This window comes from Proteus sp. FZP2095 (genome assembly GCF_023701425.1).
GTDB classification, from domain to species: domain Bacteria; phylum Pseudomonadota; class Gammaproteobacteria; order Enterobacterales; family Enterobacteriaceae; genus Proteus; species Proteus cibarius.
This window is the reverse complement of the sequence record NZ_JAMQBJ010000001.1, coordinates 1,272,771-1,294,604: the sequence shown is the minus strand read 5'-3', so window position 1 is coordinate 1,294,604 and position 21,834 is coordinate 1,272,771. Positions and strand designations below refer to the sequence as shown.

Annotated in this window: 14 protein-coding genes and 1 riboswitch; of the genes, 3 read left to right on the top strand and 11 right to left on the bottom strand. The window is 39.4% G+C overall.

The window, feature by feature from the left end; translation table 11 throughout:
• Positions 1-65 precede the first annotated feature (65 nt).
• The gene (gene pagP / locus NBG71_RS06145; protein WP_075674058.1) at positions 66-701 is read right to left on the bottom strand and encodes a lipid IV(A) palmitoyltransferase PagP; all 636 of its coding nucleotides are present in this window, start codon (positions 699-701) and stop codon (positions 66-68) included.
• Positions 702-1,392: 691 nt separating this feature from the next.
• Positions 1,393-1,481: riboswitch (TPP riboswitch) on the top strand.
• Between the two features lie 51 nt (positions 1,482-1,532).
• Between pagP and thiD the strand changes: the two genes are divergently transcribed.
• On the top strand, positions 1,533-2,330 hold the full coding sequence (gene thiD / locus NBG71_RS06140; RefSeq protein ID WP_250916649.1) for a bifunctional hydroxymethylpyrimidine kinase/phosphomethylpyrimidine kinase: 798 nt from the start codon (positions 1,533-1,535) through the stop codon (positions 2,328-2,330).
• Positions 2,331-2,393: 63 nt separating this feature from the next.
• Here thiD and fbaB read toward each other — a convergent pair whose 3' ends face one another.
• The 8 genes from fbaB to NBG71_RS06100 all read right to left on the bottom strand — a co-directional run bounded on the left by fbaB (position 2,394) and on the right by NBG71_RS06100 (position 15,734).
• Positions 2,394-3,443, bottom strand: coding sequence for a class I fructose-bisphosphate aldolase (gene fbaB, locus NBG71_RS06135; RefSeq protein WP_006533078.1), 1,050 nt, complete (start codon positions 3,441-3,443; stop codon positions 2,394-2,396).
• Between the two features lie 49 nt (positions 3,444-3,492).
• Positions 3,493-4,386 carry a lipid kinase YegS gene (gene yegS, locus NBG71_RS06130; RefSeq protein WP_075674056.1) on the bottom strand — a complete coding sequence of 298 codons (894 nt, stop codon included), beginning with the start codon at positions 4,384-4,386 and terminating at the stop codon, positions 3,493-3,495.
• Positions 4,387-4,682: 296 nt separating this feature from the next.
• Positions 4,683-6,062, bottom strand: a complete 1,380-nt coding sequence (gene trhP, locus NBG71_RS06125) for a prephenate-dependent tRNA uridine(34) hydroxylase TrhP (protein ID WP_250916836.1) — start codon at positions 6,060-6,062, stop codon at positions 4,683-4,685.
• A 121-nt stretch (positions 6,063-6,183) separates the two neighbouring features.
• Positions 6,184-6,891: an envelope stress response regulator BaeR gene (gene baeR / locus NBG71_RS06120; RefSeq protein WP_075674054.1), complete on the bottom strand. Its 708-nt coding sequence runs from the start codon at positions 6,889-6,891 to the stop codon at positions 6,184-6,186.
• Between the two features lie 23 nt (positions 6,892-6,914).
• Complete coding sequence (baeS, locus tag NBG71_RS06115) at positions 6,915-8,291, bottom strand: envelope stress sensor histidine kinase BaeS (RefSeq protein ID WP_099660597.1); 1,377 nt, start codon at positions 8,289-8,291, stop codon at positions 6,915-6,917.
• Complete coding sequence (gene mdtC, locus NBG71_RS06110; RefSeq protein ID WP_250916648.1) at positions 8,288-11,371, bottom strand: multidrug efflux RND transporter permease subunit MdtC; 3,084 nt, start codon at positions 11,369-11,371, stop codon at positions 8,288-8,290. The genes baeS and mdtC overlap by 4 nt, the downstream gene beginning before the upstream one ends.
• A complete protein-coding gene (locus NBG71_RS06105) occupies positions 11,368-14,499 on the bottom strand; it encodes an MdtB/MuxB family multidrug efflux RND transporter permease subunit (RefSeq protein WP_159364082.1) in 3,132 nt (1,043 codons plus the stop codon). Before NBG71_RS06105 ends, mdtC begins: the two co-directional genes overlap by 4 nt.
• Entirely contained in the window at positions 14,499-15,734 is a 1,236-nt protein-coding gene (locus NBG71_RS06100; RefSeq protein WP_075671920.1) for an MdtA/MuxA family multidrug efflux RND transporter periplasmic adaptor subunit, read from the bottom strand. The genes NBG71_RS06105 and NBG71_RS06100 overlap by 1 nt, the downstream gene beginning before the upstream one ends.
• A 561-nt stretch (positions 15,735-16,295) precedes the next feature.
• Here NBG71_RS06100 and dtpA point away from each other — a divergent pair.
• Positions 16,296-17,762, top strand: a complete 1,467-nt coding sequence (dtpA, locus tag NBG71_RS06095; RefSeq protein WP_075671918.1) for a dipeptide/tripeptide permease DtpA — start codon at positions 16,296-16,298, stop codon at positions 17,760-17,762.
• A 151-nt stretch (positions 17,763-17,913) separates the two neighbouring features.
• On the opposite strand, the gene NBG71_RS06090 is transcribed toward dtpA, so the two are convergent.
• The gene (locus NBG71_RS06090) at positions 17,914-19,287 is read right to left on the bottom strand and encodes an MFS transporter (RefSeq protein WP_075671916.1); all 1,374 of its coding nucleotides are present in this window, start codon (positions 19,285-19,287) and stop codon (positions 17,914-17,916) included.
• A 771-nt stretch (positions 19,288-20,058) separates the two neighbouring features.
• Between NBG71_RS06090 and NBG71_RS06085 the strand changes: the two genes are divergently transcribed.
• Positions 20,059-20,280, top strand: coding sequence for a hypothetical protein (locus NBG71_RS06085; protein WP_075671914.1), 222 nt, complete (start codon positions 20,059-20,061; stop codon positions 20,278-20,280).
• A gap of 68 nt (positions 20,281-20,348) precedes the next feature.
• On the opposite strand, the gene mgtE is transcribed toward NBG71_RS06085, so the two are convergent.
• On the bottom strand, positions 20,349-21,812 hold the full coding sequence (gene mgtE / locus NBG71_RS06080) for a magnesium transporter (protein ID WP_075671912.1): 1,464 nt from the start codon (positions 21,810-21,812) through the stop codon (positions 20,349-20,351).
• Between the last annotated feature and the right edge of the window lie 22 nt (positions 21,813-21,834).

The window sequence follows — 21,834 nt, the reverse complement described above, 5'->3', positions numbered from 1 at the left end:
AAATGATGCGTTTTTTTATGTTCTATTTTTATTGAGTGTACTTATTCTGATAGCCACAATAAGGATCACTGCCAACGTAACCAAGCAAATAATACGTTACCGTTGTTATAAGTGCCGGGTACATAGGTTGCTTGTAGTGAAAGATGCCCGTAGCCGACAGAAACTAAAGGTAAAGGAAGTGGCATAGGAATATAGTTATATTCATGGCGAGCTGTAATGCTTAGCGTAAATCCAGCCCCCATACGAAACCCGTCTTTATCACCGGGATACCACATTTTTTCAAAACCATAGCCCATAATAGGCTGCACTCGATTATTTGAGTCCATAAATGCCATCGCATAAAGAGAGTGCCAATCACCATCATTATCGTAACGATATTTTCCCATACCAAAGCCCCAGGGGGTTTCGTTATAACGATCAGTTTTTTCTTTATCGTAAGTAAAACGGTTATGCCAAGTCCATACCGGTAAATAGTAATTATATTGGTCGTTATCCCAAGTTTGATTGATATTACGTTTAAATTTTCCCCAGTAGTTCTCGTTATTATTAGGTTGAGATGCGTTACTGGTGACTTGTTGGTTTTCTGTCGTAATAATCTGATGGGTATTTGTATTATTTTCAGAAGCGAAAGCCGAAGTGGTTAACGCAAGTGACAACAGCGTTGTGGCTAATACGCTAGGGTGAAAATAGGATGATGACATAATATAACTCCGAGTACGGCATAAACAGTGATTCTGGTGATGACAAATTAACATTACTAATAGTGTTATTTAACTGATAAATATTTAAGATAAGAGGTATCTGAAACTTTACTTCTTAAATAAAATCTTAAGGGATTAGAATCGGTTAAGAAGAAAATGAATAGATTTATTGTACTTATGAACGTAATTTTATCTGATATTAAATGCTGTTATTTTTTATGATAATGTATTGTTTTTAATAAAAAATTAAGTTTTTATTAGATTTTAAATAAATAACTAATAAATAAGGCCTGTAAGGTATAATTTAGGCTTAGTCATTTTCAACAGAAAAAATCCACAAAATATCTATTTTTATGACTTAATTGAAATATTGATATCAATTTGAGAAAAATTTAATATCAATAACATTAACTTATTAAAAGAGATAAATTTCCAGCAGGATAATAGGGTAACGAATAAGAATAGTTAAATAAAAAAAAGAAAAACTCTTTGTTGGTTTATAAATCGTTTAAGTGGTGTAAGTTTTGTTTAGCGAAATGCCGATTTTTTGTGCAGAATATCCTAAAGTAAAAATGTGCGAATAATATTTATTCATATGTTCTCAAAAAATAGATTACTTATTATTGAGATTAGCTATTAAACTAGCATCTTTATCTTGAGCGTGCGATACTCCTTATCGCCTGAATTTACAGGCTTTGGCTCGGGGCGCCTTATGGCTGAGATGAACCCGTATAACCTGATCTGGATAATGCCAGCGTAGGGAAGTCAAGGTAACTCTGCTGATTAACAGAGCCCGACTTTTCTGTAACTGGTGAAAGGAGGAGTTAATCAGTGAGATTCAATGCATTGTCTATCGCAGGCACCGATCCTAGTGGTGGTGCAGGTATTCAGGCTGATCTGAAAACATTTTCCGCACTGGGTGTTTATGGCACAACAGTAATGACAGCACTTGTTGCTCAAAATACCTGTGGTGTTCGTCGTGTCTATGATTTATCCCCCGATTTTGTTGTCGCTCAATTAGATGCTGTCTTGTCTGATGTTCGAATTGATAGTGCCAAAATTGGTATGCTCTCTAATGCCACGATTATTGATGTGGTTTGCGACAAACTTCAGCAATATGCCATTCCTTTTGTTGTGCTTGATACTGTAATGATTGCAAAAAGTGGTGATCCGCTATTGCAGCCAGATGCGGTTAATAAAATGCTCAATCAGCTGTTACCTTTGGTTGATTTGATCACGCCCAATTTACCTGAAGCAGCAGCGCTGCTAGGTTGTGAAGTCGCTCAAGATGAAGTAACGATGAAGCAACAAGGTTATGCGTTACTAAAACAAGGATGCAAAGCGGTGTTGATGAAAGGGGGGCATTTAACTGAAAATGAAAGTCCTGATTGGTTATTTACCCAAGATGGCGAGTGGCGATTTACTTCAAAACGCGTTAATACGAAAAATACTCATGGTACAGGATGTACTCTTTCAGCCGCTTTAGCTGCTATTCGTCCTCAAGTCTCTGATTGGCAAACTTGTGTTGAACAAGCAAAAACCTATTTACAGCAAGCGTTAGAACATGCCGACAGTTTAGAGGTTGGACTAGGTTTTGGTCCGGTACACCATTTTCATCGCTGGTGGTAAGGCTACCTACAACAACATTAAAAAAGCCACTCAGTTGAGTGGCTTTTACATTAAATCTATCAATTAAGCAATAGTGACAGATTTATTTAGATAAACATCTTGTACTGCATTAATTAGGGCAACGCCATCTTTCATTGACTTCTTGAACGCTTTACGTCCTAAGATCAAGCCCATACCACCAGCACGTTTGTTAATAACGGCGGTACGGACAGCATCTTCAAGGTCATTGTTACCTGAAGCACCACCAGAGTTAATTAATCCCGCACGGCCCATATAGCAGTTTGCTAATTGGTAACGAACTAAATCAATTGGGTTTTCAGTGGTGAGTTTTGTATAAACACGCTCATCAGTATGACCAAAACCAATCGCTTTAAAGCCACCGTTATTTTCAGCCATTTTTTGTTTAACGATATCAGCACCAATTGTAGCTGCTAAATGGTTTGCCTGACCGGTTAAATCCGCACTTGCATGGTAATCAACGCCATCTTTTTTAAAGGCTGGGTTACGTAAATAAGCCCATAATACAGTGACCATACCTAATTCATGAGCACGTTCAAAGGCCATTGAGATCTCTTCAATTTGGCGACGGCTTTCTTGTGAACCAAAGTAAATGGTCGCACCCACTGCAACAGCACCCATTTCAAAGGCTTGTTCTACACTGGCATATAGTGTTTGGTCATATTGCGCTGGGTAGCTTAGGGTTTCGTTGTGGTTTAGTTTCACAAGAAAAGGGATTTTGTGTGCATAGCGACGAGAAACAGAAGCAAGAACACCATAAGTAGAGGCAACACAGTTACAGCCTGCTTCAATCGCTAACTCAACAATATTTTTCGGATCAAAATAGAGTGGGTTTGCTGCAAAAGAGGCCGCGGCAGAGTGTTCCACACCTTGGTCAACAGGTAGAATAGACAGATAACCCGTTCCCGCTAAACGCCCGTGGTTAAATAGGGTTTGCATTGAACGTAACACGCTATTAGGGCGATTGTTATCAATCATAACACGATCAACAAAGTCAGAACCTGGCAGGTAGAGATTTTCGCTCGGGATGGTTTGGCAACGATGTTCTAATAATGATTTTGCATCAGCACCTAACAAACTTACTATATCAGTCATTACATACTCCAGTTCATGATGAGATGAGAGTGATTGTCATTTATCTACATTAAGATAACAAGTCACATTGAGGCGGTAACCGGCAGTGGATCGCTTCAGGTAACACAATAAATTCAAATTTATCCCCTAAAAGGGGTTCTCCATCTAAATTAAATATCATTTCATGAGAAGCGCTAATGTTTACCCAGTGACTTTCTCGCTCGATTATCTTGTCATTCTTTTTGCTATCAAACATGCTACTTAAAATTGAAGGGAGAAGTTCATGAGCTTCAACAATGGTGAGATTAAGTTTATTGTCATTAATTAAGGCATCAGAACACAATTTTTGTCCTCCACCTGCTTGACGGCCATTGCCGATAGCCAAAATAAGAGACTCTCCTTCCCAGTGGAAATTTTCAGCTTCAATTGTGCAGTGATCTGCTTTTAAAGAGTCGATACTTAAAAGGCCATTAATAAAATAGGCGGCTCCGCCCAATGCAGACTTTAACGCTTCAGGCGTTTCTGTTGTGATTTTGGTTCCAAAGCCCCCTGATGCCATATTGATAAAATAGTGGGTCTTATTCACGGCGATTACATCAATAGGTATTGCACGTCCTTTAACGGCTAAGTTAAGTGCATTTTCCATATCACGGGGAATTTGTGCGCTGGTGGCAAAATCATTTGCTGTGCCTAAGGGAATAATGCCAAGTGTCGGTAAAGGTGAGGGTGAGAGGTGAATTAATTCAGAAACAACGCTATTAATCGTACCATCGCCTCCTGCGGCAATCACAGTTTCGGCTTGCATATCGATAGCTTCTTGTACAAAACGTCGTATATCACTGGATTCCCAGGTTACTCTGACTTGGAGATTAAAACCTTCGTTACGTAATTGGTAAACCGCTTTTCTCAATGCACTGTTGTCAGCGCTTTTTCCATTAATGATCAGCAAACTAATTTTACTCATTGATGGGTCCCTTTAATTGAATCACTCTTTTAAAGGTAATGGATATCGAGAAAATTACTATTTTTTTTACAAATGATAACGAAAAAGAGAACGTGTTTACGTAAAGGAGTGTTGATAATGGTGATGAAAAAAGAAAAGGCAAATCCAAGGGAGATTGGATTTGCCAAGGAGGTGGTTCCTAGTCTTACTGTATTCATTCTAGTTCTTTATTTTTCGGAACTGATGATACGGTAAACAAATCATTATTGATGTGATCTGTATTTGAAATTGACCACTTTAAATCAGATTATGACGCTTTACTTCACTTCTACCGCATCAATTTTATGCGGTTGACGTGTTGTTGTTCCTTGTAGGTTGTGGATCAGCAGTGCAAAATCTAAATCAACATCTTCAGGAACAGATAAATAAACCATGTGACCATTACCCGGTGCAACATCGGTTGGTTGTTGTTTTTTGTTAAACAGCTCTTCTAACGTGAATTGAATATTTCCAGTTGGTGTCATTAATTCTAGGCTATCACCTAAAACAAATTTATTTTTAACATCAACTTCGGCTAAACCGTTTACACGTTTACCTGTAAATTCACCGACAAATTGTTGAGTGTCAGAGACAGAGTAACCATATTCGTAAGTTTGGTATGCATCATGGGTATGACGACGTAAGAAACCTTCGGTATAACCGCGGTGTGCTAAGCCTTCTAATGTCGTTAGCAACGTTGGATCGAAAGGTTTACCTGCAACTGCATCATCAATCGCACGACGATACATTTGAGCTGTACGGGCACAGTAATAGAAGGATTTAGTACGACCTTCAATTTTCAGTGAATGCACACCCATTTGAGTTAATTGCTCAACGTGTTCAATCGCACGTAAATCTTTAGAGTTCATGATATAAGTACCGTGTTCATCTTCGAACGCAGTCATATATTCACCAGGACGTTTTGCTTCTTCGATCAAGTAAACTTTATCTGTTGGCGCGCCAACACCTAAAGTCGGCTCAACGTTTTTAACTGGGATTGGCGTGTATTTTTCAACGATATTACCTACATCGTCTTCTTTGCCTTCTTCGACTTTATATTCCCAACGGCAAGCGTTAGTGCAAGTACCTTGGTTTGGGTCGCGCTTATTGATATAGCCAGATAACAGGCAACGACCTGAGTAAGCCATACATAATGCGCCATGAACGAAAACTTCTAATTCCATATCAGGAACTTGCTTACGAATTTCGGCAATTTCATCAATAGAGAGTTCACGAGACAGGATCACACGAGTTAATCCCATTTGGCGCCAGAATTTTACGGTTGCCCAGTTAACGGCATTGGCTTGTACTGAAAGGTGGATATCCATTTCAGGGAAGGCTTCACGCACCATCATGATCAAACCCGGATCAGACATAATCAGCGCATCAGGGCCCATATCAATGACAGGTTTTAAGTCACGGATAAAGGTTTTTAATTTAGCATTATGAGGTGCGATATTAACCACAACATAGAAGCGCTTACCTAATTCGTGGGCTTCTTGAATACCTTTAGCAAGGTTTTCGTGGTTAAACTCATTATTACGCACACGTAAGCTATAACGTGGCTGACCTGCATAAACGGCGTCTGCGCCATAAGCAAATGCATAGCGCATATTTTTTAATGAGCCAGCAGGAGAGAGCAATTCGGGTGTAAACATGGTTAAATTTCCTGGTTCTGATTTCAAGTCAGTTCCCCCACACATTGGGTAGGGGTATATCATAAAGGGGTGGATTCTAGCGCTTAAGTGTAGCGAGGTTCAATGTATTCCTGAAAAAATATCATCGAAAGCGGTAAGCTTGGGTTTCCCAACGATAACCTTGACCATAAATTGAGCGAATAAATTCAATTTGATCGTTAAGTTGCTCAAGTTTACGTCGTAAGTTTTTAATATGACTATCAATGGTTCTATCCGTCACAATACGGTAGTCATCATAAAGGTGATCCATTAACTGATCACGGGTTAATATTTTGCCGGGTTGAGTGGCTAAGGCTTTTAGCAAACGAAATTCAGCCGTCGTTAAATCGAGAATTTTATTGTTGTATTGGATTTGATAAGCCTGTTCATCAATAACGACTAATTTATCGCTTTGAACAATATCTTGTGGTCGATAAAAACGACGCAATAAAGTTTTGACTCGGGCTACCACTTCTCTTGGGCTATAGGGTTTACAAATATAATCATCAGCCCCAATTTCAAGCCCAAGTAATCTATCAACTTCTTCTGTTTTAGCCGTCACCATAATGATGGGAATATCTGAAAACTGACGTAACTCTTTACAGACTGTAATGCCATCTTTAGCTGGCAACATGAGATCTAACAAGATTAAATCGTAATGCTGCTGTTTTACACAATGGCTCACTTCAGCACCATCCGCTAACCAATGAGTTTGATAACCAGATGCTTGAAGGTAATCAATAAGCAATTGGGCAAGCTTAGGTTCGTCCTCAACAATCAGGATTGAATAGGGTGATTCAGATACTGTCATTTATTGGCTCAATGGTTATAGGCTTAAAGATCATCAGAATATGCAGGTAATTCTATAAGAATTTTCATACCACCTAAAGAAGAAGGCATGGCACTTATTTTACCATTATGAGCTTCAACGATATTTTCGCAAATCGCAAGACCTAAACCTGAACCGCCACTTGCACGATTTCGTGAGTTTTCTGCACGATAAAAACGTTGGAAAACAACTTCGTATTGCGCACTATCAAGCCCCGGAGCACTATCTTCTAATGAAATAAGAACATGGTTTTGCCCTTTTTGGGTGCTGATATGTAATTGGCCACCCGAATAAGTATAGCGCATGCTATTCTCTAGCAGATTATGGAAAAGCTGGATCAACCTATCAGGATCGGCTTGTACAATGAGTGGCGATAAATCATCTAACTCGGTGAGTAGAGTAATATTTTTAGTTTGATATGTGTGACGATAAGAAGCCACAGCCAGCAAAATAACCTCATTAATATCAATAAAATCTTTACGATAAGTTAAAGAGCCTCTGTCTGATAATGAAAGCTGGTGGAGGTCATTAACCAGTTTTGTCAGGTTTGTAACTTCAAATAAAAGAGAGTTCAGCGTCTCTGTTGTGGGTTTTCTGACACCATCTTGTAGCGCTTCAAGTTCACCTTTTAAAATAGCAAGAGGGGTTCGCAATTCATGTGAGATATCAGCCATATAATCACGACGAATTTGCTCATTCTTTTCTAGTGTGCTGGCAAGTTGATTAAAGTCGGTAGCGAGTTGACTGATTTCATCTTTACTTGTGGGCGTTACTCGCACAGAAAAGTCACCAGCTGCTAATTTATGTGTCGCCTCAACGAGGCGTTTAACAGGGCGTATCATATTACGAGAAAGAATAAGCGTGATAAATAAAGCAAAAAGAACCGTTAAACCTGCAATTATCCAACTGGTAAGCAGTTGCTGTTTATCAAAACTAATATCAGCTTCATTACTGATTTTATCTGCCGCACTGACAATCACCCACCCAACAATTTCATCGTGAAAAGTAATGGGTTTTTTAAATGTCTCTGCGGGAAATTGATTGTCATGTCCAAATAGGCGCTTCATATCTTTATCAACAATCCAAAATTGTGTTCGCCAGCCTCTGGGAGGCGGGCCTTCGCTACTTTGGCTTATTTGGTCAATACTTCGTAATATTTGATAAAGAGAACGATCATCTCTATTGAGGAATCGCCAATCTCCCGTTAAAGCATATTGTTCCGTTAAGGCTTCAGCTAAAAGAGTTGCACGCTGTTCACTGTTTTTCTTGATATAACCAATGAATCCTTGTTGGAAGCTACCACGAATACCGATATGCATGGCGAGAACAACCACCATACAAGTAGCGAAAACCACTAAGAACAGCTTGCTTCTCAATTTCATGCATTTGCCTCTTTTTTGCTGATACGTCGTTGTTGCCAACGTTCACGCAATCCATCAAAAAATAGATAAATAACAGGGGTTGTATAAAGGGTTAGTAATTGGCTCATTAATAAACCCCCTACAATTGTTATCCCTAACGGTTGTCTTAGTTCTGCTCCATCGCCACTACCTAACATCAATGGCAATGCGCCAAATAATGCAGCAAGCGTTGTCATAATAATAGGGCGAAAACGCAGTAGACTAGCCTGAATAATGGCCTCTTTAGCCGATAATTTGCCTTCACGCTGCGCAGTAATTGCAAAATCCACCATAATAATGGCGTTTTTCTTCACAATACCAATCAGCAACATAATGCCAATAAGAGCAATTAGGCTAAAAGGCGTATTAAAAAGCTGTAATGCTAATAAGGCACCCACACCCGCAGAAGGTAGGGTAGATAAAATAGTTAGTGGATGAATATAGCTTTCATACAGCACACCTAATACTAAATAGACCGTTACAATCGCCGCTAGGATAAGAATAAGCTGTGATTTAATGGTTTCTTGGAAAATCTGTGCCGTACCTGCAAAGGTGCCTCTGACGGTATTGGGTACACCTAATTCTGTCATTGTGCGTTCAATAGCATTAATGGCATCAGCTAGTGTATAGCCTTCAGGAATATTAAAGGCAATAGTGGAAGAAGCAGATAATCCTTGGTGATTAACACTTAATGGCGCATTTGCCGGATACCAACTTGCAAATGCGGATAATGGAATGCGCTCACCTTGATTATTGACCACATACATTTTATCTAACGCAGAGACATCTTGTGTATATTGTTCAGAGACTTCCATCACGACTTTATACTGATTTAACGGCGCATAAATAGTAGAGATCTGACGTTGACCAAAAGCATTGTTTAGCAGATTATTGGCATCACTGACATTAATACCTAATTGCGACATAGTATCGCGATCGTAAGTCAGTGCCATTTCGGCGCCTTTATCTTCTTTATCAGAGTTAACATCGACAAGCTGAGGCAGTTCACCTAATGCTTTACGGACAATCGGTTCCCATTTACGCAACTCACTTAAGTCATCTGCTAATAATGTAAATTGATAACTGGCATTCGCTTGGCGTCCACCAGCTCTAACATCTTGCACTGGCATTAAAAAGAGGTTGGCACCCGGTTCATTAGCTAATTTTGTCCGTAGGCGGTTAATCACTTGATTTGCGCTATCGGTACGCTCTGACAGCGGATTGAGGGAAATAAACATAAATCCGCTGTTAATACGTCCGCCACCCGTAAAACCCGTCACGCTATCAACGTCTTTATCGGCATTAATTTCCTGCATAAAACGAGTCATTTTTTCTTTCATAGATTGGAACGAAATACTTTGGTCTGCACGCACAAATCCCATTAAACGCCCCGTATCTTGATCGGGAAAAAATGTTTTTGGTGCACTGATGTATAAATAAGCATTTAAGCCCAGAGTAGCGAGAAAAATAGCCATAACCCAACGTCGATGACGCAAGGCCGCTTGCAATGTGACACTGTAACCTTGCTGAGCACGAAAAAGTAACTTACCAAAACCGCGTAAATGCGATTGTGCTTTGGGTTTCATTCCTTTGAGTAAATGTGCACACATCATGGGTGTTAGCGTTAAAGAAACAAATAGCGAGATAGCAATAGCCGTTGTTAAAGTGATGGCAAATTCTTTAAATAATCGCCCAACAAGACCATCCATTAACAGTAATGGAATAAAAACGGCAACAAGAGAAATACTCATTGAAAGGACAGTAAAACCGACTTCACCAATCCCTTTTAAGGCGGCTTCTTTAGGTTTTAACCCATTCTCAATATGGCGAGAAATATTTTCAAGCACCACAATGGCATCATCAACCACAAAGCCTGTCGCCACGGTTAATGCCATCAATGAAAGGTTGTTTAAACTAAAGCCACAAAGATACATGGCTGAAAAAGTGCCAATTAATGAAACAGGTACAGCAACAGCAGGGATCAGCGTAGCGCGACCGGAGCGTAAAAATAAGAACACAACTAAAATAACCAGTGCTACAGCAATGGCTAACGCACGTTCAACTTCTGCTAATGATGCGCGAATAGTCGGTGTTCTATCTTGTGCGACCTTTAAGTCAACGCTTGCGGGAATAAGCTCACGTAATTCTGGAAGCTCATCACGAATACGATTTACAGTTTCAATGATATTGGCTCCCGCCTCACGACGAATAACCAGCAAGATTGCAGGCTCTCCACCACTCATTCCGGCTGCTCGTGAGTTTTGTACAGAATCGGTAACTTCGGCTACATCACTTAAACGTACAACCGCATCTTGATTATAATGCACGATCACTGGGCGATATTCAGCCGCTTTACTGAGCTCATCGTTAGTTTGGATCTGCCAACGCCCTTCGTCATTATTTACAAAGCCTTGAGGTCGTCGCACATTGGCTTGATTAATTGCTTTTCTAACATCATCGAGACTAATATTTTGGTTAAATAACGCATCAGGATTGAGGGCGACGCGTATTGCGGGTAATGAACCGCCACCAACCGAAACTTCACTGACACCTTCAATTTGTGAGATTTTTTGTGCTAACCGTGTTGAAGCGAGATCGTAAAGCTCCCCTGTATTTTGTGTGTCAGAGGTGAGCGTTAAGATCATAATCGGAGCATCAGAAGGATTCGATTTATAATAACGCGGACGGCTTGGCATACCTGAAGGCAACAAGCTTTGTGAGGCATTTAATGCGGCCTGTACATCACGAGCTGCGGTATTGATATCTTTGTTTAAATCGAACACCAGCGTAATGCTGGTACTGCCAAGCGAACTGCTTGATGTCATTTCATCAATACCCGCAATTCGTCCTAGAGAGCGCTCAAGCGGTGTTGCCACAGATGACGCCATCGTTTCTGGTGACGCCCCAGGTAAGGAGGCGTAAATATTAATAACCGGATAATCCACTTGAGGCAATGGAGCAACAGGGAGCAACATAAACCCTAATGCACCACATAGCGAAATCGCCAAACTGAGCAACGTGGTTGCTACGGGTCGTTGAATAAAGAGGGCGAAGAACTTCATGATACAGCCCCGTTATTATTCTCGACGTGTTTATTACGGTTGATGTAGAGCGATAATTTATCAAATAACAGATAAATCACGGGTGTCGTAAACAGAGTTAAGATCTGGCTCATTATTAAACCACCGACCATACAAACCCCTAATGGTTGGCGTAATTCTGCCCCTACACCCGTACTTAACATTAAAGGTAGAGCACCTAAAAGGGCGGCCATTGTGGTCATTAAAATTGGGCGGAAACGCAATAAACACGCTTGATAAATCGCTTCGTAAGGCGTTAAACCTTGCTCTCGTTCGGCTGCAAGGGCAAAGTCTATCATCATGATCGCATTTTTCTTTACGATCCCGATAAGCAAGATGATCCCAATAATCGCAATAATATCCAGCTCATTACCTGCTGCTATTAAAGCTAATAATGCGCCGACACCCGCTGTTGGCAATGTAGATAAAATGGTAATAGGGTGAATAAAGCTCTCATATAGCACACCTAATACAATATACATTGCGACGATTGCCGCGATAATCAGCCACAAAGTACTTGAAAGCGCACTTTCAAACGCCAATGTCGCACCTTGAAATTGAGTGGTGATATCTCTCGGCATAGAAATTTGCTCTTCAGCCAATTTCACTGCTTTCACCGCTTCTTCAAGAGAAGATTGTTCAGCGACATTAAATGAGAAGGTCGCTGAAGGAAATTGCTCTTGATGATTAATAGAAAGTGGCGCTAAGCGTTGTTCGACGGATGCAATAGATAATAAAGGTACCATCGCACCATCTTTACCCGTTAAATGCACGGCTGAAAGTGCCTGTAATCCATCACCATTACGAATATCTTGTTCTAATACCACGCGATACTGATTGGCTTGAGTGTAGATAGTTGAAATTAAACGCTGACCAAAAGCATTATAAAGCGCGTTATCAATTTCACTCATTGAAATGCCTAAACGGCTTGCTGAGTCTCTATCCACTTTAATATATGCCATCATGCCGTTATCTTGCCAATCACTGCTGATATCCGTTAATTCAGGGCTATCTTTTAATGCTTGAGAAAGTTTTGGCACCCAATAAGCTAATTCATCTAATGATGTTGCTTGTAGCGTAAATTGATACTGAGTACGGGAAACTTGCGTATCAATCGTTAAATCTTGAGTGGGTTGCAGATAGAGAGTCATTCCTGAAATTGAAGCAATACGTTCTTGTAAACGAGGAATAATCACATCAATACGGGAATCCCGCTGATCAAGAGGTTTTAATGTAATTTGCAAACGACCCGTGTTTAAAGTTGCGTTGCTTCCATCAATTCCTACAAAACTAGCAATATTATCGATAGCAGGATCATCAATTAATTTATCAACGACCTGTTGTTGTTTTTCTACCATTGCTTGATAAGAAATGGATTGTGAAGTTTCAATGGTTCCTTGCAATAGCCCGTTATCTTGTAATGGGAAGAATCCTTTAGGAATAAACATATAGAGCAATACAGTCAGCACTAATGTGCTCAGTGCTACGCCGAGGGTTATCCATTGATGGTTTAAAACACGTTTTAACCAAACGGCGTACACTGCGATCATTTTTTCAAAGAAACGTTCGCACGCCATTTCAAAACGGTTGTGCTTGATTTCATTTTCAGGTTTTAGCAATCGAGCACACATCATTGGTGTTAATGTGAGTGAAACCACTGCAGAAATTAGAATGGCGACAGCAAGGGTGATTGCAAATTCTCTAAATAAGCGACCAACAATATCTCCCATAAATAACAGTGGGATCAGTACGGCAATCAGAGAGAAGGTAAGCGAAATAATGGTAAAACCAATCTCTCCAGCGCCTTTTAGGGCTGCAGTTAGCGGTTTATCGCCACGTTCGAGATAACGGGAGATATTTTCAATGACAACAATGGCGTCATCGACAACAAAGCCCGTGGCAATGGTTAATGCCATTAAGGTGAGGTTGTTGACAGAGAATCCACAAAAATACATCACGGCAAACGTACCCACTAATGAAAGTGGTACGGCAATACTTGGGATTAAGGTTGCGACACCATTACGTAAAAAGAGATAAATCACCATCACCACAAGAGCGATAGCTAAGCCAAGTTCAAACTGCACATCTTTAACTGAAGCGCGGATGGTTGTGGTTCTGTCTGTTAAGATCTCAACACTAACGGACTTTGGTAAATTAGAGACTAAATCAGGTAATAAATTACGAATATTATCAGTAGTATCAATAACGTTAACGCCGGGTTGACGTTGAACATTAATAATAATCGCCTGCTCATTATTCGCCCATGCACCTAGCTGATTGTTTTCAGGTGCTTGTTCAATAGTTGCAATATCAGATAGGCGAATTGGTGCGCCATTTTTATAAGTAACGATTAATTGGCGGTAATCTTCTAATGATTTCATCTGATCATTAGCGGATAACGTCACAGAGCGAGTAGGGCCATCAAGACTACCTTTCGCTGAGTTAACGTTCGCATTATTGATTGCTACACGAATTTTTTCGCTATCTAAACCGTAAGATGCTGCGGCTTGTGCATTGAGTTTGACTCTAACAGCAGGGCGCTGACCACCAGCTAACGCCACTAAACCTACGCCATTAACTTGTGAAATTTTTTGCGAGATACGGGTTTCAACCATATCTTGCAACTGTGTCATCGGTAAAGTTGAGCTAGTTACCGCTAAGGTTAAAATAGGCGGATCAGCTGGATTTACTTTGCTGTAAATTGGCGGATAGGGTAAATCTGAGGGGAGCAGATTAGTTGCCGCATTTATTGCAGCCTGTACTTCTTGCTCTGCAACATCTAATGGTAATGTTAATTGGAACATCAGTGTGATCACCGATGCACCACCTGAGCTTTGTGATGACATCTGTTTTAATCCAGACATCTGTCCAAATTGACGCTCTAATGGGGCTGTAACTGCCGATGTCATTACATCAGGGCTTGCTCCGGGATAAAGAGTAACGACCTGAATAGTTGGATAATCAACTTCAGGTAATGCAGAGACAGGTAGCATACGATAGCCGACAATCCCGGCTAAGAGAATAGCGACCATAAAAAGGGTTGTTGCAACAGGGCGCAGAATAAATAAGCGAGATGGTCCCCCACCTGTACCATGTGTTTTTTCGGTCATTACGCTTTCTCCGCAACAACACGGTTATTTTCTTTAGCTTTTGGCGCTGTTGGCGTCACGATATCGACCTTCGCACCCTGTGTTAATCTATCAACTCCATCAGTGACAACGCGTTGTTCTGCTGATAAACCGGAGGCTATCACGACTTTTTCCGCATTTTGTAAGGCAACTTCAACACGTAATTTACTCACTTTATTTTCGCTATCCACAACCCAAACAAAGTGACCTTCATTACCCATTTGTAGTGCTGCATTAGGAATAACAACCGCTTTTTCTAATGTAGTGACATAAAGACGGACATTGACAAATTGGTTAGGAAACAGAGTTGTCTCTTGCTGAGGGAAGCGCGCTTTTAACTTTATAGTGCCAGTAGTTGCATCAATTTGGTTATCAACACTAAATAATTTTCCTTTAGCTAACTCAAATTGATTATTTCTATCTAATGCGGTGACAGGTAAATCTGCATTATTTTTACGTGCTTGAATAACCTTCGCGAGATCTTGTTCTGGCAATGTAAAAAGTACATCAACAGGATCCATTTGATTGATAACGACGATAGGTGTAGATGAGCCACCAGAAATATAATTACCAACATCAACTTGTTTTAAACCTACTTGACCTGAAATAGGTGCTGTGATTTTGCTGTAAGTGAGTTGCAGTTGTGCATTACTGATAGAGGCTTCATCAATACGAATACTCGCTTCAGACTGTTTTACTAAAGCTTGCTGATTATCTAGCTCTTGTTGTGAGACTAGATTGGTTTTTGCTAATTTCTGATAACGCGCTAAATCAAGACGCGCATTAGCTAATGTAGCCTGATCTTTTGCAAGTTGTCCTTTAGCTTGAGCTAATTGAACTTCAAATGGGCGAGAGTCAATTTCAGCTAATAAATCACCTTTCTGAACATGTTGTCCTTCCGTGAAATGTAATGCCATTAATTGGCCTTCAACACGGCTAGTAACAGTTACGCTATTTGTGGCCTTTACCGTACCTAAAGCCGATAAAAATTGCGGCACATCTTCTTGTGTTGATGTTGCAACTTGAACGGGTGGTAACGGTGGGCGACGAGATCCAGACGTACCTCGATTTTGTGAGCTTGTTGCTTGAGCCGCTTTATTTTCAGGTGACGCTGTTTTTGCTGCATTAAATTGCCAATAGGCGTAACCCCCTGCGATTACGACGACTAAAGCGATAATGAGAGAAACTCTTTTTTTAACATTTTTGTTTTTATTCATTACTTTTGTGATCCCACTGGCAACTAGCTAATCAGAAATACTGAAATGAAAATTTGGAATGGTGACATTCTACCTGTTTCTCCACAGTTAAAAATGGAGGAAATATGGAAATTAAGTCAAGGAATGTGTTTTGTTGGTGTTATTTTAATCAATTAAAACAAATTGCTACTGGTATTATTTTATCGTTGTTATTCAATAGCAGGTAATTTGGCAAAATATGGTAAGCAGTAGCGTAGCTTAATTGTTTATATAGGGATAATTAAGTAGAAAATAATTTATTGATTATCAGTAGGTTATTTTGTTTGCTGTTTTTTTAATCGCATAACTATTTTGTACAAATGCCTGTAACTATGATAAAACGCAATAGTTAGTTATAATTCTTAGATAATTATGCTTTCCAGTGATAGAATGCCAACCTTGTTTTTCTCTGCGTTGAACTCTTTTCAAAGAATAACAATCCAGTATGAAATTCATCGAGCTTTAACTCTGTCTCGAATAAAGAAATTTTTGTAAAAAATTAGCCTAAATATAAAGGCGTAATAGAATAATTAGAGGTTTTTAGTGTCAACTGCAAACACACCTGACGATGGACAAAAACCGAGCCTGAATGCGTTTAAACAGCCTCGTGCGTTTTATCTCATCTTCTCAATCGAATTATGGGAACGTTTCGGCTATTACGGTCTGCAAGGGATCATGGCCGTTTACTTGGTTAAAATGCTGGGCATGGGTGAGGCAGAAGCTATCACTGTTTTTGCTGCATTTACCGCATTAGTTTATGGCTTTGTTGCTATTGGTGGATGGCTTGGGGATAAAATCCTTGGTACTAAAAGGGTAATTATTCTTGGGGCAATCGTACTGGCAATTGGTTATGCGATGGTGGCATTCTCTGATCACAATAAAGATGTGATTTATTGGGGACTTGCAACGATTGCAGTAGGTAATGGTTTATTTAAAGCTAACCCATCTTCATTATTAGCAACATGCTATGAGAAAGACGATCCGCAATTAGACGGTGCATTTACTATGTACTATATGTCTATCAACGTGGGTTCATTTTTATCTATGTTAGCAACACCGTGGTTAGCGGCTAATTACGGTTGGGATGTTGCGTTTGCATTAAGCGTTGTAGGTATGCTGATCACCTTAGCAAACTTTATGGTTTGCCGTGGTTGGATCAAAGATAAAGGTTCTAGACCTGACTTTGAACCGCTTAATTATTCAAAATTATTATTAACACTGGTGGGTATTGTTGCACTTACTGCATTATCGACTTGGCTGTTACACAATAATGAAGTAGCAAGTTGGTCTTTAGCCATCATCTCATTAGGTATCATCCTGATTTTTGCGCGTGAAACTTTTATGATGAAAGGTGCTGCACGTCGCAAGATGATTGTTGCATTCTTATTGATGGTTGAAGCCGTGGTTTTCTTTGTTCTTTACGATCAAATGCCAACGTCTTTAAACTTCTTCGCAATCCATAACGTAGAACACTCTCTATTAGGTTTCAGTGTTGAACCAGAACAATTCCAATCACTTAATCCATTCTGGATCATGTTAGCAAGCCCACTGTTAGCGGCTGTGTATAACTTTATGGGTGATAAATTGCCAATGCCATATAAGTTTACCGTAGGGATGTTCTTAAGTGCGACTGCATTCTTAGTGTTACCGCTAGGTGCAAGCATGGCAAATGAAGCGGGTATTGTGTCTTCATGGTGGTTAGTCGCAAGTTATGGTTTCCAAAGTATTGGTGAGCTAATGATTTCAGGACTTGGTCTTGCGATGGTTGCTCAACTTGTACCACAGCGTTTAATGGGCTTTATCATGGGCGCATGGTTCTTAACTTCGGCAGCCGCAGCAATTATTGCCGGTAAAGTTGCGAGTTTAATGGCAGTACCTGAAGATGTGCAAAGCGCTCATGCTTCATTAGAAATTTACAGCAGTGTTTTCTTACAAATCGGTATTGTAACAGGTGTTATCGCAGTTCTAATGCTACTCACAGCACCTATGCTGAGTAAAATGACACAGTAATTTTTGTCATTAAAAAAACAAAATTTTAAGAAGAACAAAGGATGCCATAAGGTATCCTTTTTTGTATTCCTTGCCATAAAATTCAATTCAAAAAAATACCGCCTTTATTAAGGGCGGTATTTTATAAAGGGATACTTATATTGATAAAGGTTTAACTAATTACTTTATCAATCTGCAATGCAACATCTTTCTCTCTTGTTGTGGGTTTTGCTGCAGCCCAGCCTTTATACGCTAAAGGTAAGAAAGCGACTGCAATAGCTAATAATGATACGGCAGCGACATAATAGGCACCCGCCATTGCAGTTTTTTCTAACCATATTCCTGTCAACATCGGTGTTAATCCACCGAATAAGGCATAAGCCATATTGTAAGCAAAAGACAAACCAGAAAAACGAATTGATGGTGGAAATGCTCTTGTGCTAACAATAGGTGTAGTTGCAATCGCGCCTACAAAAAAGCCCATCAAACCATAATTAAATGCTAGCTGAAAACCTGACATTGCTGGATCTAAACTGCCATAGAAATGGAACGCGGTAACAATCAAACCACCCCATGATAATGTCATTGATGCGCGTGTTCCTAATTTGTCACCAATCCAACCCCAGAATATGCAACCTAAGGTTAATGTTAATGTTGCAACACAGTTTGCTTCTAATGACGTTGTTCTATCAATTTTATAGATCCCTTCAACAATCACGCCGGGTGTCATTAAAATGGTGACAACGATAGCTGTTGATAAAGACCATGTTAACGCAGCTGTAATTAAGCATGCTTGTTTGTGATTTTTAATGACAGAAACCACAGGCATTTCTTGTGCTAACGCTTTTTTTGCCGCCATCTCTTTAAAGATAGGGGTTTCTTGTAAAAAACGACGTAAGTAAACAGAAATTAAGCCAAATATGCCCCCTAAAATAAAGGGAATACGCCATGCAAAATCATTAACTTCTTGGCCGGTATAGCTACGTTGAACGATAATCGCCACGATGGAACCTAATAAAATGCCACCTGTAATACCAGAGGTTAACGTTCCTACGCCTAAGCCATAACGTTGTTTTGGTGTGTGCTCTGCGATAAATACCCAAGCACCTGGCATTTCACCACCAATAGCCGCACCTTGCATAATACGCATTAATAACAACAATAATGGTGCAGCAACACCAATACTGGCATAAGTTGGTAATAAACCAATAACTAATGTTGGTACTGCCATTAAGAAGATACTTAGGGTAAACATACGTTTACGACCAATAATATCTCCGTAGTGTGCCATAATAATGCCACCCAAAGGACGAGCAAGATAACCGGCTGCAAAAATACCTAATGTCTGCATTTGTGCAATAAAGGCGTTATCACCAGGAAAGAACAAGTGGCTCAATGTTTTCGTAAAGAACACGAAGATCACGAAATCATAGAACTCCAAAGTTCCCCCTAGTGAGGATAAACCCAACGTTTTATAGTCGCTGCGGTTCAATGGCCTTGCCGTAGGTTGACTCAACGGCTGAGTGGAGTGTGATTGTGATGTCATAATAACAACCTATAATAATCATCGTGATAAAAATAATAAGTAATAAGTTCACAATTAAATTCTTTTTAAATTAGCGAATAAAATAGGGTGATAATAAATAACAGCAAAAGGTTATTTAAAGGCTATTTATGCGAGAAAGAATAATGTTGTGATGATGGTTTAAGTTATAACAGGAAGCTCTTAATAATGTAAATAGATGAAATTAAAACAACATGATACACTATTTAATTAAGGTTCTTTGTTGTCTTTGTTTTTAATTCTGCTATTTGGTGGATTCAAATATCAACATTTCAATGTTTATCAATATAAAGTAAAATTATTATGTGGCTTACAAATAAGTAAGAATTCTGTATTTTTAAATAAAAAATGTTTAATGCTGAATATATTTATTCTAATTTTAACAGCCATAAAAATAATAAATTAAGAGATACGTTAATTTATTATTTTCCAGAAATAAAGTTATTATTAGATAATTAAGAAAGCTAACAGTATTAATAATGAAAGATATGATCTGATAGAAAATGAATTATTAGAATATTCTACTGTATGTTAAATTGAAAATTATTGGCATTGAGTTTTATTATTCTGTTATTTATTGAAATTTAAATTCAATAAAATTTACAATACTAACTTTATTTTTGTATTTTTATGCATGATGTGGTTTTTCTTTGTTTTGTTGTTAGATTAAAAAATAAAAACAAAAAGAGGCATCAAAAAAACTATTCTTGGTTATAATTACATCAAGAAGTCAATTGATATGTCGGAGGATTTATGGTCTCTATCTCAATGAGTGCTGTTCTCTTAGCTGCAATTGTTCTGTTTGTATCACTTTCTATCGTCGCATTAGGTGGTGGTTTAGTATTAAAAACCATGCTTAATAACACCAATCAAAATGACAGCTATTTACTAAGTACCTCTGTTAAAAAGACTTTTATTACTTCATCGATTATCGCATTATTGCTTGTCTATTATTACCTCTCAACAACAGCTTAATTATTTATCGATATAAAAAACGCCACTGTATTTTATTAGCAGTGGCGTTAGTGTTATTGAGGCTTTTCTTAGACTAAGAAGATAGTTGCTAAACCTAAGAAGATAAAGAAACCACCTGTATCTGTAATTGCGGTTATCATAACGCTTGAACCAATGGCTGGATCTTTACCTAATTTAATCATGATCATCGGGATCAATACACCCATCATGGCAGCCATTAAGAGGTTTAATACCATCGCCATTGTCATTACCGCGCCCATAGCAAGGTCACCATAGAGGAGGAAGGTGACAATTCCCATTATTCCTCCCCAAACAACTCCGTTAATAAGGGCAACGCCAAGCTCTCTTAAAATTAAGAAGGAAAAGCTTCCGGTTTGAATTTGGTGTAGCGCTAATGCGCGAACAATCATTGTGATAGTCTGATTACCTGTATTTCCCCCAATACCCGCAACAATCGGCATCAATGTGGCAAGAGCAACTAATTGGGAAATGGTATCTTCAAAGACACCGATAACACGAGAGGCAACGAAAGCCGTACATAAGTTGATAGCGAGCCAAGTCCAACGCGTTTTAACAGCTTGTCCGACGGGTGCAAAGACGTCTTCTTCTGGGCTCAAACCACCCATACGACGAATATTGGTATCACTCTCTTCATGCATGTTATCAACGATATCTTCAACGGTTAATCGCCCCATTAGAAGACCATTAGTATCGACAACAGCTGCTGAAATTAAGTCATAACGTTCGAACGCGCCTGCTGCATCTTCACCTTTCTCTTCAGGCATAAAGCTAACAGTGTCTGTTTTCATTACATCTGAGACAAGCTTATCAGGAGATTGAGTTAAAACGGTGGTTAATGGAAGCTCGCCCAACAGATGGTTTTTATTATCAATAACGAAAATTTTATCCGTTGCTTCAGGAATAGAGCCTCGTTGGCGTAGATAGCGTTGTACCGTTTTTAACGTGACATTGCCTCGCACAGTGACGAACTCAAAATCCATCATCTGACCGACACTGTCTTTTGGATATTGAAGAACTTCTCTTATTCTATTACGCAGGCTTGGTTCTAAATAGGTAAGAAGGCGACGCATTGTATCGCGAGGTAAGTGCTCTGCGATATATGCTTGCTCATCCACATGTAATGTGGCGACCGATCGTAATAATTCACGATCAGTCATATCTTTAATTAAGCTGTCCCAAACGGCGACAGAAGCTTCGACTAAAACAGCACCACGTTCATTATTATCAACCAAGTGCCACAGGGCTAGACGTTCGTCATAGGGAAGGGCTTCAAGAATATCTGCAATATCTGCCGCGTGTAGATCTTGTAGTAATTCTCTAACAGTGGTGATTTTTTCATGAAGTTCATGGTGGCTCAGCCTATCATTTTCACTTGCTTCACCTAAAACGGTTTCAACAAAATGCTCATCTTCGAGAAAGATGCTCAAAATTTGCTGACGCAGGTGTGCCACTTTTTGTGAATACGGATTGATGGCAGCCGCAGTATCATTGTTGATAGCTGTTTGAGACATGTTATTCCTTTTTAATTCTTAC